At 38.0% G+C, this 13,047-nt stretch carries 9 protein-coding genes; 2 read left to right on the top strand and 7 right to left on the bottom strand.

Features of this window, described 5'->3' with window-relative positions; all coding sequences use genetic code 11:
* Positions 1-274 precede the first annotated feature (274 nt).
* The 4 genes from tnpA to IGI52_RS16570 form a co-directional block, all read right to left on the bottom strand.
* Positions 275-742, bottom strand: a complete 468-nt coding sequence (gene tnpA, locus IGI52_RS16585; protein WP_028020983.1) for an IS200/IS605 family transposase — start codon at positions 740-742, stop codon at positions 275-277.
* A gap of 636 nt (positions 743-1,378) precedes the next feature.
* Positions 1,379-2,872, bottom strand: coding sequence for a helix-turn-helix domain-containing protein (locus IGI52_RS16580; RefSeq protein ID WP_311872105.1), 1,494 nt, complete (start codon positions 2,870-2,872; stop codon positions 1,379-1,381).
* 1,441 nt (positions 2,873-4,313) lie between these two features.
* Complete coding sequence (locus tag IGI52_RS16575; protein ID WP_311872103.1) at positions 4,314-5,744, bottom strand: 6-phospho-beta-glucosidase; 1,431 nt, start codon at positions 5,742-5,744, stop codon at positions 4,314-4,316.
* Positions 5,745-5,761: 17 nt separating this feature from the next.
* Positions 5,762-7,153, bottom strand: a complete 1,392-nt coding sequence (locus IGI52_RS16570; RefSeq protein WP_311872101.1) for a 6-phospho-beta-glucosidase — start codon at positions 7,151-7,153, stop codon at positions 5,762-5,764.
* A gap of 217 nt (positions 7,154-7,370) precedes the next feature.
* Here IGI52_RS16570 and IGI52_RS16565 point away from each other — a divergent pair, with 217 nt between their 5' ends.
* The gene (locus IGI52_RS16565; RefSeq protein ID WP_227150381.1) at positions 7,371-8,288 is read left to right on the top strand and encodes a MurR/RpiR family transcriptional regulator; all 918 of its coding nucleotides are present in this window, start codon (positions 7,371-7,373) and stop codon (positions 8,286-8,288) included.
* Positions 8,289-8,330: 42 nt separating this feature from the next.
* On the opposite strand, the gene IGI52_RS16560 is transcribed toward IGI52_RS16565, so the two are convergent.
* From IGI52_RS16560 to IGI52_RS16550, 3 genes are all read right to left on the bottom strand, one after another.
* The gene (locus tag IGI52_RS16560) at positions 8,331-10,229 is read right to left on the bottom strand and encodes a beta-glucoside-specific PTS transporter subunit IIABC (protein WP_176675611.1); all 1,899 of its coding nucleotides are present in this window, start codon (positions 10,227-10,229) and stop codon (positions 8,331-8,333) included.
* An 80-nt stretch (positions 10,230-10,309) separates the two neighbouring features.
* Complete coding sequence (gene licT, locus IGI52_RS16555) at positions 10,310-11,152, bottom strand: BglG family transcription antiterminator LicT (RefSeq protein WP_172702638.1); 843 nt, start codon at positions 11,150-11,152, stop codon at positions 10,310-10,312.
* Positions 11,153-11,579: 427 nt separating this feature from the next.
* Complete coding sequence (locus IGI52_RS16550; RefSeq protein WP_311872098.1) at positions 11,580-11,777, bottom strand: hypothetical protein; 198 nt, start codon at positions 11,775-11,777, stop codon at positions 11,580-11,582.
* 168 nt (positions 11,778-11,945) lie between these two features.
* Between IGI52_RS16550 and IGI52_RS16545 the strand changes: the two genes are divergently transcribed.
* A complete protein-coding gene (locus IGI52_RS16545) occupies positions 11,946-12,458 on the top strand; it encodes a type 1 glutamine amidotransferase domain-containing protein (protein ID WP_438781750.1) in 513 nt (170 codons plus the stop codon).
* Positions 12,459-13,047: the final 589 nt, after the last annotated feature.

The raw sequence follows: 13,047 nt of genomic DNA, 5'->3' as shown, positions 1-13,047 counted from the left end.
CTCGGAAATATCTATTTCCGAGGCAAGTATGAATATAATGTGTCTATTTTCTTTTTATCTCCTTATTTGATCAATAGATTTCCACTTAATTAGTAAAGGAAACATCAACTGTAAAGAGACTTCCGAAATCTGCTATTTACTACTTTCGTTTAGAAAGTAACACATCCACCCGTGAGAACGGGTGGCTTTTTAACACCTCTAGAAGAGGTCACTACTCGCCTACTCCATAAATGGAGCTTTCTAAAAGACCACCAACCGCTCTTCGCTCGCTACTTTATTTCTTTTTCTTCATTTTGAATGGATCAACGTATTCTCGTTTACTTATACTATCTCGGATTCGATCATCTGATTCTTGCTCTCGTATATATTTTTCAATTGTTTTCTGGTTCAGACCGACTGTGCTCACGTAATACCCCTTTGACCAGAAACTTTTATTTCCATATTTATAGACTAAGTTTCCATGCTGCTCATGGATAAGCGTCGCACTTCTTCCTTTCAAGTAGCCCATGAACTGCGAGATACTTATTTTTGGTGGTACTTTTACCAACATGTGAATATGATCTGGCATTGCGTGTGCTTCGATTATTTCTACCTCTTTCATCTCACAAAGCTTCCTCAAAATTCTTCCAATATCTTTTCTTAATTCCCCATAGATTACTTTTCTTCTATATTTTGGGGTGAAGACTATGTGATACTTACAATTCCATCTAGTATGTGATAAACTTTTGTCGTCTTTAGACATAGAAAAACTCCTTTCGATAAAATAAGCGGTTGGTAGCCACTTATTAGTATATCGAAAGGAGTTTTTATCGCTAAAGCTATTCCATCCACGCGTAGAAGCGCGCAGTTTTCTTGTTTCGTACGCTCCGCGAACGAAACTGACTAAAGTCATAAGAAAAAGGATGAGGCAAACACTCGCCTCATCCTTATGACTATTCAGTTATTAATTATTTAGCGAATCGACTTGAGTATCAAGAACGAAAGAAAATTGAAGCTTGGAAACAAATCGATCAACCATTATCCAATCGTACGATCGCAAAATCACCAAATTGTGTTCCTCAAACTACCCTTACTAAGAAAGACCGCACGGTCCGCCAAATCAAACGCAAAATGGCAAAACATATGAATACGAATCATTTATCACATCTGCAAACGTTAGACAAGCAGCCTATGAACAGGTACGAGCGAATTCCCGCAAACACCAGATATGGCTTTCTTCGTCCAATTTCCTTGAGAATACCGATCATCAGATGAAAAAGGAAAAGCAATCCCAGATGTCCTCGCTTGGCGTGCAAAAAGCTGAATCTATTACCGTATGAAAATTTCTCTTACACGACAATATTGCACAACTACAATGAGTGCTTCCTGTTCCTCTTATTTATCCCGAAAGATCACTGATCAACTGTTGCAGCTGAACGATGTTTTGATTAGTTAAAAAAGGATCAATGATCACTGTAGGATAATCATAGGGTACTTCTTCTACACTACTTGAAGTAACCAACGCGTCATATTTCATCAATTCACTAATCGTGATCCGTGAATCCCGAGAACGCTCCTCTACAAAATGAATCTTAAAATTTCCATAGATCCGTTCTTCAATCTGTTCTGCTAAAAAAATTTCCTCGGTTGGCGACAATTCAGAAAGCAGTAGAATCTTTAGAGGCTGATCCGCGCTCGCTAATAAATTTAAACTTTGAGGAACCATTGTTATCAACAGATAGGTGTAATTCCAGATAAAATCAGTTTCTTGGTAAATACGGTATTTCTTCACAAAGGATTCGGCGATTTTCAGGACCTTCTTCACCGCTTGATAATGAGTTTCCATCATCTTTTCTAAGAAAATCCCTCGTTGACGGTATAAAATATCAATGTAGCGCCCTTTAGGTGGATACATCCGTTGATCATTCACCAGTATAATCGTCAGTTCGTTCATTTCTAGGTCCCCCAACGAGCGACCTAGTAAACGATTAAAATCTTCAACCAACTCATAATGCTTTTGATACAAATCGCGATAGATCCTACTTTGCTTCATCGCAGATTTCCATTGATCCTCGCTGAAAATCAGCATATCCGCATATGACAACCATAAACAATCCTTGACATCTTCCTCCGTTAACCGAACTCGAAAAGACTCTAAAGCGATTCTCTCAAACGCTTCTAAAGTTTCCTCATCAGGCAAGCTTAACGGACTTATCAATTCATTTGCAGGATATCGTCGACCATTTTTGATTCGCCATAGACTGATATAAATGTTGTAGCTTAATCGTTTTCTAAAAATATGACGATTTTCTAAATGGTTAACCTGAATAAACTGATCCACTAAATTGGTTATCGCTTTAATCTGGTATTCCTTTAAATTTGAAAAAAGTGAATCGACATGATCCGATTTTTCTAAAAAATAGCGATAGTAGAAATGTCGGATAACACTTTCCTTTCCTTCAATCCGCAACGGGCGGTAATCCAGTTTTATTCCTGCTTTCTTTAGGGCGGTTTCAAGTTTCTTTAAGTAACGTTGTGTATTTGAGGCACTAAGATAAAGTTTTTCTGCTAAATCACTAATGCTTGAACACTTTTCATAAAGCAATTCTTCAATAATCTGAAATTCTGGTGCTTGTTGAAGAACGTCTGCATACAATCGGTTGATACTCACATGCGGCTTGACATTAATTTGATAAAGCCCTTTGAATTTCTCAATATGAAAATCCTCTTGCTCATCGTTAATCAACTTGACATCCTTCAACAAAATTGGTAATGAACATTCCAGCTCTTCTAATAATTGATCACTTGGCAACCCAACTTGACTTGCATAGAGAAGCTCAACAAAACGCAGTCGTCTCAAACTGCTTGTCCCCAAAACCTCTCTGAAATCCATTTCATCATCCCCTTTGTTCTTCCCCTTTTAGAACGTAACAAAAGACTATTTTTTAAATATGAAAAAATCGGATACTCAGCATAATGAATCTACAACTCACATAAAATTCCAACTAACAGTGACCAACCATCATATGTGTGAATCATCAATCTTCGCTGATACCCGAAAAAATGTATCGTTCCATATCAAAATAGCCATCGAATTTATACTATTTTAATCAAGTTCACCTCTTACGCTTAACTTTTTCAAATTAATTTCGTTTTTTTGTTTATTTTTTTCAACATAAAGATTATTTGATAGCCAATAGAAAACTGATAATCCTCTGTTACTATAATATTCAACCCATTTTCTTTACGATTTTTTCCTTATATACATAATAACCAATCTTATTTCCCCTTGCTTTTTCACCATTTATTTATTTATGGTTATTAAAAAGCTCAGGGAATCAACAAACAATTAATTCTTAAATATTTTTTTTTTATTTAGTTCTTTTTTTTAATAATCATTAAAAAATATTATTACTCATTTTAAAAATACCAATTAAAAAAATTGAATTTTTCTACCATAAATTCAAAATCAAAAAATACTCAGATATAACATTTGTTGCATTTAATTTCCGATTAATTATTTATATAATTTTCTAAATAGCTTAAAAATCGTCTTTTTATTCTAATATTTCTATTCAATTGAATTGATTAAAATATTAAATCTGACGATTCAAGAAGTTTAGCCGATTACTTAAGAAAACATTCTAGCAATAACCGTAAAAGGAAGCCTATTCTAAAACTTTTAATGCCATTTATCACAGACAACACAAAAAGCTCATTTTATAAGAATAGCTTTACATTGAATTGTGTAATTCTTCGAATAATTCACTATTGATTTTTTAAACTACTTGGGGGATTCTGATAATGAAATACAGAGGTAAAGTACATATTTCAGAAGATTGTTATTGCTTGCAGAATTTTTCTCTTATTTAGAGTTAGCAGCAGATAGCAGTTCACTATACTTTTAATGATGCTGGCTGTTTCAAATGATAATTTTTGGATACACAACTAGGATTCGTTCTGTTCTGTTTTTTTGAAATGCTCCATACTAGTAGATTATGATTCATCGGAGAACCCTCACTTTTTTCTCCTTGTCCTCACGAATCATCTTGTTGTCTAGCTTTTACTATCTAACAAGTGCAATGTTTAACACGTAATAAAAAGAGTCTGGAAAGAATCTTTCCAGACAAATCGTTCACTTTTTCATCCTTCGAAAGTTTGTTTAAAAGCTACTCTACAGTTGCCGCTATACTTTCGGAGGACAAAATCCAAAATGGATTTCCCATTACTTTTTATTGTTTCTCCGCAGATTGTATGGGTTGGAATTACCTTACATTAGTAGATCAAGACGAAACGAGTGTGTGGCAAAAGTAATTGCCACACACTCGTTTTCCTTAATTACTTAAATCTTCTCCGTTGGTTGCAATGACTTTCTTATACCAATCAAAGGATTTTTTCTTGCTGCGTTTCAAGGTTCCGTTACCTTCGTTGTCGCGGTCTACGTAAATGAAGCCATAACGTTTCTTCATTTCACCTGTTCCGGCAGACACGAGGTCGATACAGCCCCAAGTGGTGTAGCCTAATAAATCCACTCCATCTAAGTCCACTGCATCCTTCATCGCTTGAACGTGCTGCGCTAAGTAGTCGATTCGATAATCGTCCTCAACATAGCCATTTTCATCTGGGGTATCAATCGCTCCAAGCCCGTTTTCTACAATGAATAATGGTTTTTGGTAGCGATCGTACAGGTCATTCATCGTGATCCGTAAGCCAAGTGGATCAATCTGCCAGCCCCATTCGCTTGATTCCAAGTAAGGGTTCTTCACAGAAGCAAAGATATTGCCGCTGGTTTGTTCCAACAATTCAGGGTCAGTCGTAGCTACACGAGATGAATAGTAAGAGAATGAGATGAAGTCCACGGTGTGAGCCTTCAATAGCTCTTTGTCGCCTTCTTCCATCTTCACTTCGATCCCTTTGCGTTCCATTTCCTTCACTGCATACGCTGGATATTCCCCACGTGATTGCACATCAATGAAGAAATAGTTTTGACGTTCTTCTTGACGACCTGCCCAGACATCGTCTGGTTTTGGTGTATATGGATAGTAAGAACCTGCCGCTAGCATACAGCCGACTTGGTTTTCTGAATCGACTTCATGAGCGATCTTCGTTGCAATCGCAGATGCCACTAATTCGTGATGGGCTGCTTGGTATTTGATTTGTTCTTCGTTTTCGCCTTCTTCAAAGTATAGACCTGCCCCCATAAATGGTGCGTGTAAGATCATGTTGATTTCATTGAAGGTCAACCAGTATTTGACTAATCCTTTGTAACGATTGAAGATCACGTTACATAAATTTTCGTAGAAGCCGACTAATTCGCGGCTGCGCCATGCGCCATATTTTTCCACTAAGTGCATTGGGCAGTCAAAGTGAGTGATGGTTACTAATGGTTCGATTCCGTATTTTTTACATTCCTTGAAGATGTCTTCATAAAATTTCAAGCCTTCTTCATTTGGTTCCTTTTCGTCGCCTTTAGGGAAGATTCGGCTCCACGCTAGTGATAAACGATAAGTCTTAAAACCCATTTCCGCAAACAGCGCAATATCTTCTTTCCAATGATGATACATATCGATCGCTTCTTTTGCTGGGTAAAAATGCGCATCGTCAAAATCAAACATTTTCTTTTTCCCTGCGATAACGGCAAAACGATCTTCACCCACCGGTGCGAGGTCAACATTTGCTAGTCCGCGTCCGCCTTCGTTATAACCACCTTCACATTGATTGGCAGCAGTCGCGCCGCCCCATAAAAAGTCTTTTCTAAATCCCATTAATCAATTCCTACTTTCTATACTTTTTCCATATCTAATTCACGTGCCACTTCGTCTTGAACCTCGATACCTTCTTTTTCTAGGCGTTCGATGGTTTCTTTGAAGTTTGGCAAATGTTCTTTGTGTGCAATAAATAATTCATCCATAATCCGTTGCGCTGTTTTACCAGAACGAATCATTGGGTTGATGGTAAACGCTTGTAATGCGGTGTTGTAATCACCAGTTACAGCAGCTTCGATCGTTAACAATTCCATGGCTTTCATCACTTGCAGCCACCCGCGTTCTGCTGTTGGCAATTCACCAAATGCAACATTACGAGCGCCTTGTCCGCCAATATAAGCAGAAACTTCAACGACACAGTCTGCTGGCAGATCTGGCACAGCACCGTCATTTTTCGTCGAAACAACTAATTGCGTATTTTTGTTAGCATAAATTGATGCGATTGATTCACATGCTGCATCAGAATAGTAAGCTCCGCCGCGTTGTCCTAATTGTTCTGGTTTGTAATCCAAGTTCGGATCTTTGTACAATTCAAACAATTCTGTTTCTGTTTGCTTCACTTGTTGGGCACGCGTGCCGATGGTTTTGTATTCTTCTAAGGCATGAGCCAACGTTTCTTCCTCTTGGTAGTAATAATGATGGTACCCACAAGGAATCATTTGCATTTGTTCTAAAATCTCTCTTGGGAATGGAATATCATGGATATTTTTCGGCATCCCTGTTTCGTCGCCTTCGTACATTTTATTAATGATCTCTTGTGTCACATCTTTGCCGTGATTATCAGTTACTTTATGCCAATGGAAATGATTCAAGCCAGCAAATTTATATATCAATTCATCTGGCTCTTTGCCTAACATCTCAGGCTCCACCATTTGCGCCATCACTGGAACATTACACAAGCCAATTACTTTGTCCCATTTACCATAACGAACAACTGCTTCAGTCACCATGCCGCTTGGGTTAGCAAAGTTTATCAGCCATGCATCTGGACATAGACGTTTCATATCTTCAACGATTTCTAAAATGATCGGAACTGTTCGGAACGCTTTGAACATTCCGCCGGCACCATTCGTTTCTTGACCTAACATGCCATAGTAAGCGGGAATACGTTCGTCTTTGATCCGTGCTTCTAATAAGCCCACACGGAATTGAGTCGTGACAAAATCTGCGTCCTTCAAGGCTTCTTCGCGGTCTAAGGTAATGTGAACTTTTACATCATAAGGTGATGCATCCCACATCCGTTGTGCCATTGCACCAACGATCTCAACCTTTTCACGACCTGCTTCAATATCGACTAACCAGATTTCACGAACTGGTAACTCATCATAACGTTTGATAAAACCTTCCATTAATTCCGGTGTATAGCTGCTTCCTCCACCAATTGTAGCGATCTTTACTCCTGCTGACATCCAATCGACTCCTTCTATTTTTATTTACAAACTAATTATCTGCTATGTAAAACTTCAATTCAATCTGTTCACAAGTCATTCCATACGAATTTACAAACTCTCTATTGAAAACGGTTGATTTTGTAAATCTCGATGGATATTCTCACATTTTCCTTAAAATCGCCCACATTCATTTACAAATGATCTACAATAAATGTAAATAGGAGGTGTGCTCATAATGCTCTTATCAGAGAAAATGAAGCAAACAGATTTTTCTAATGCCGAGACAGCCTTGGTCACTTATATTTTAGAAAAGGGTACAGCGATTGAATCCATGACAATTAAAGAAATCGCAGAAGCTAATTTCGTTCACCCCTCTACCTTGATTCGCGTTGCTAAAAAATTAGGCTACAAGGGCTGGCTAGAATTGCGTACAGAATTTTTAGCTGAACAAACCTATCTCCAAACCTACTTTGAAGATGTCGACGCCAATTTTCCTTTCCAAACCAATGACGGCATCATGACGATCGCAAATAAAATTGCTTCATTAGAAAGAACAACGATTGATGATACCTTAAGCCTGTTGAATCATGATAACCTGCAAAAAGCGAAACAGCTCTTATTAAACGCCAAACAAATCAAAATCTTCGGGAGTAACGCCAATTTACTGATTTCTCAGGATTTTGCCTTAAAAATGCGCCGCATCAAAAAAAATGTTGTGACCAGTCAGACTTTAGGCGAGGATACCTACGAAGCCTATAATAGCCAGGCTGATACCTGTGCGATTCTGATTTCTTATACAGGAGAAAATAATTTTATCTTGCAGCTCGCAAGAATTTTGCGAAAACAAAACATTCCTGTCATCGCCTTAACTAGCATCGGCGAGAATACACTCGCCTCCTACAGCCAAGCGGTTCTGCGAATAACGACACGGGAGCGGCTTTATTCAAAAATTGCGAACTTTACGATTAATTCATCAATCTGCTATTTACTGGATGTGCTATATAGCTGTGTCTTTGCCGAAGACTATCAAAAAAATCTGAATCATTTGATTGAGATTGGCGAGCTTGCTGATAAGCGAAAAACCAGCTCTGAAATCATGGCAGAATCACCAGAATCAATGATTCGCTTCACGGAATCTTTTCGACCAAATTAAAGTTCGGGGCGCTCGCCCCGAACTTTTTTCTGATTTAATTCGTTAAACCAATACAGTCAATAACTCATCGCTGCTACTGATACCTTCTTTGTGATCAGTCTCGATGATATCCAGATAATCCGCTGAGTTCGTTACAATGACTGGCGTTTCTACACTGAATCCCGCTTCTTCAATTGCCTTGATGTCGAAGCTCACCAGTTTATCACCACGTTTGACCTTTGCGCCTTGTTCTACGTGCGCTTCAAAATATTTTCCATCTAATTGAACGGTATCTAAACCAATATGGATCAACAATTCCAGACCATTATCTGAAATCAAACCAATCGCGTGTTTTGTTGGGAACATCGTCATAACTGTGCCGTCAAACGGTGCTACTACTTCGCCGACAGTTGGATGAATCACGACGCCTTTACCCAATGCTCCTTGTGCAAAAGCTTGATCTTTTGCAGTTTCTAACGGCATCATATTCCCTTGGACAGGAGAAGTCACGACTTCTTTACGAACACCCATTTCATTTTGAACTTCTGTTTCTTCAGTCACCTCATCGTCTTTCCAGAATAACATCGTTGCTACGAAACTGAAGACCATCGCTACACCAACTGCAATAAACTGAGTGACCATGCTGCTGATGTCATTTGAAGCAGTATCAATATGGTTTACAAAACCAAATGCTCCTAAACCACCCATAATGAAGCTTTTCGCTCCTAACAGACCAGTAATCAACCCACCGATGGCCGCACCAATCATTGAAATCACAAAAGGTTTCTTTTTAGGTAAGGTCAATCCGTAAATTGCAGGTTCAGTAACTCCAAAGATCCCTGAGATAACTGCTGGAATTGCTAATTCTTTCAATTTCTTGTCTTTTAGCTTGAAGAACATTGCTAATACAACAGCTGTTTGCGCAAAACTTGCTGAGAATGAAGCTGCTAAAATCGTATCAAACCCTAACGTTGACAAGTTGATCATGGCTAATGGAATCAGGCTCCAATGTAGACCGAAAATTACTAACACTTGCCAGAAGAAACCAACTGTTACACTCATCAAGATTGGTGAGAATTCGTACAATGCGGTAAAACCACTACCTAAGATATTGGTTAAGAAGGTAATGATCGGACCAATAATCAAGAAACCGAAGAATACAGAAATCAAAATCGTAAACATCGGTACTAAGAAAGTTTGGACCATTTCAGGAATGATGCGTTTCGCCAGCTTTTGAATGATGCTCGCAAACCAAATAACTAAAATGACTGGGACCACGCTACTTGTATAGTTATTTGCAATAATTGGCAAACCAAAGACTTTGATGAACACCGGACTCTCTAAAATCGTGTTGGCAAACAACGTCATGATCGGCTTTCCTGTACCCAAAGCCGAGGCTTGAATTGTGGGATAAACCATCGCCATTCCGATTGCGATCCCTGTAAAGTCTGCAACTTTGAATTTTCGAGCAGCGGTCAAACCAATCGCTACTGGCATGAAGTAAAAGATGCAATCTCCAGCGGCTGTTAAGAATAAATCAGTTCCGCTGCCTGCTTCATACAATTTAAGATACAAGAATAAGGCATTAAACCCTTTCAACATCCCACAAGCCGTCAACGCTCCTAGGAACGGTTGGAAACAACCAGAAATCAAGTCGATCAAACGATTAAAAATATTGCCTTTTTCAGCATCTTCTTCGGTAGCTTCACCAGTGATACCAGCAACCTCTAAAACATCTGCATAGACTAACGGTACATGATTTCCAATTACAACTTGGAACTGACCGCCGCTTTTCATGATGGTAACGACACCATCCATGTTTTTTAAGACATCTTCATTTGCCTTGCCTTCATCTTTCAATTTAAAACGTAAACGCGTAATACAATGTGTTACACTATTGATATTTTCTTTTCCGCCGACATTGGCGATAATTTTCTCTGCTAAATCATGGTATTTTCCCACTATTTTCCCTCCTATTTAATGTATGCCCTTCCACTAATCAACAACCCGGGATAATGTGAAAAGCGGGCAGGTGCCAATTTCTATTGATTTACTTTTTGGACTAATCGTGCGATATGAATGGTTAAATATAATTTCTCATCATTTGACATTTCGTAATCGTATTTCTTCTTAATAAAATCTGCAATTCTTTCTACGCATTGATACGCGTTTTGATATTTCTTTTGAATAATTAAAAGCAGCTCGTCATCTGTCTCATCAGTTAATTGGCGATGATTCATGATTCGTGAAGCGAAGAAGCGCAAATGCGTTGTAAAACGATAAAAGTAAACAGACTCTTCATCCAGTTGAACTTTAAAATAATAGCTGGTTATTTGAATGATTTCCTGCATCAGCTCCGCCATCATATACGCATCTTCATTTTCGCTATCTGATTGAGCATTCACTAAGTGTAAAGCGATATTCCCTGCTTCATCCTCACCTAGATTGACTTTAAACTTTTCCTCGATTCTTTTTACCGCATTCACGCCTACCGAAAATTCATCGGGGAATAAACGTTTAACATCCCACAATAATAAGTTTCGAACCCGAACACCCTCTTTAACTCGCTGGACTGCTGCATATAAGTGATCAGTAATTGATATATAAAGCGAATCGTTCAACGGATTTTTCAACGTTACCTTTGCCTCATCAATAATATCGTTGGCGATTTCTAGGTAAGTTATCGGAACATCGACTAATAATTCTTGAAACTTATGAAACAAATCACTGTTCGCAAGGTGATAGGTTTTATCTATCGCCTCCTCGGCTATCTCATCCCCAATCTTTTTCTGAAAGGCTAGACCACGCCCCATCGCGACAATCTCGTTATTTTTTTGATCAGTCGTGATGACTACATTGTTATTCAAAATCTTCTGAATTTGCATTCAACACTCCTCCGTTCTGTGACATTCGCTACTAAAAATCATTTTTCCCGACTTCGTTCACTTAAAATGATAGATAGCTTTGCAATTGATGTCAAACCCAAAAATGTTATTTTTTATAAACTCACCTCCTGTTTTAGAGCAACAAAAAAAACCCAATGAGGGTACGACAAATAATCGTACGTATCTCATCAGGTTTAGCTTGTATTTAAACAATCACTATCCATCAAATGGTCTATTTAATTCAAAATTAGCTTACCAAACACAGAAAGCGCTGTCAACAGATTTTACAAAAAGAATTTTTTTAATAACAAAATTTGTAAATAGAAAGTGACAATTCTTTTCCTGCTTATCTAGCATTACATCAGCGCTTCTCCTTATAGGCGACATAATGGTAAATGTTATCGCTACTATCCTAAACTGCCATCAATTAAAAACCGAAATTTCCTACAATAACATTATACGCAATAACCAAAAATATAATCGCCATTACTAGGCTACTCCACAAACTAAACATTACGAAAGGAGATGTAGCTTCGTTCCCTTTATTCCTCAAATTAGAAAAAGAACGCTTTGTTATCCAAAGCTGCCAAATTCCCAAAGCTAAAAAGACAAGTCCGATTATCATTATACATAGCTCCTTTTTCACTTTATGTTCTGTAAATAATTGTACTCTCAAAAATGTAAAAAGCAATCAAAGAACCAAGCGGAGTCTATCATCCCAAACATATTATTTGAACTCTTGGCGATTATCCTTTAGGGTTAAAATGTACTTAAAAGAAAGGATGGAAATTCAATGACCAAAAAAATTGCAGCGATTGTTACGGATTTAGTCGAGGATGTTGAACTATCCTCTCCAAAAGAAGCACTGGAAAAAGATGGCAACGAAGTCACAATCATCAGCTTTGAAGCCAATCAAGAAATCACAGGAAAAAAAAGAACCAAATTCAAAAGCGACAAAGGAATTGATGAAGTGAAACCTGAGGACTTCGATGCATTACTAATTCCTGGCGGTTTTTCACCTGATCAATTGCGTAGCGATGCACGTTTTGTATCCTTCGTGTCTTATTTCTTAGACAAGGATCAACCGTTATTCGCCATTTGCCATGGTCCACAATTGTTCATTCAAACAGGACTTACCAAAGGGCGCACAATGACTGCTTACACAACCGTTCGTCCAGATGTCGGCTATGCTGGCGCAATCGTCAAAGATGAAGCAGTTGTAGTAGACAACAAATTAGTAACTAGCCGAACTCCAGATGATCTTCCTGATTTCAATCAAAAAATCGTCGAAATATTACATGGTTAACGATAAATTTTGACAGAAGAGGATAGCCTAAAGAAATACAAGGATCTAGGAACAGATGATGAATGATACCTACTCAGTGTTTCTAAAATTTTGTGAATTTTCGGCTTATTTCTGTAGACGTACTTATGAATCGCCGTGTATTCGTGAATAGGAGCTGATCCACAAGTCTGTAAGACTTTCGAATCAGCTCCTATTATTTTTTCTCTCTATTAAAAGATAATTCTTTGCAAAATTAGTTAACCGCCTTGCAAAGCCCCTATTAAGACAAATAGGTCCACAAAAGTAACAATAGAAATCCAATCAAAAACGGTGGTACATACTTAAATATAAAATAACTGTAAGCTTTTCCTGTCCTACGTTCCGCCTCAAATCTTGGATCATCTCGATCGTTTACAAACTGCCATGGAAACCTTGAGAAAAAAAGCCCATTTGTTAAGCGAGTAATCAAAGCGATCACTAGTAAAAGACCCGTACAGAAAATACCAACAAACGCAATATCTCTAATCACATGACTATCCAAAACAATCACCAGCTTTCGCTTCACATTCAAAAGAGCAATCACAACACGAACGAACCAGCATTATTTGAA

The sequence above is a fragment of the Enterococcus sp. DIV0187 genome (assembly GCF_051713785.1).
Classification (GTDB): Bacteria; Bacillota; Bacilli; order Lactobacillales; family Enterococcaceae; genus Enterococcus_A; species Enterococcus_A avium.
This window is presented reverse-complemented; position numbering and strand designations above follow the sequence as displayed.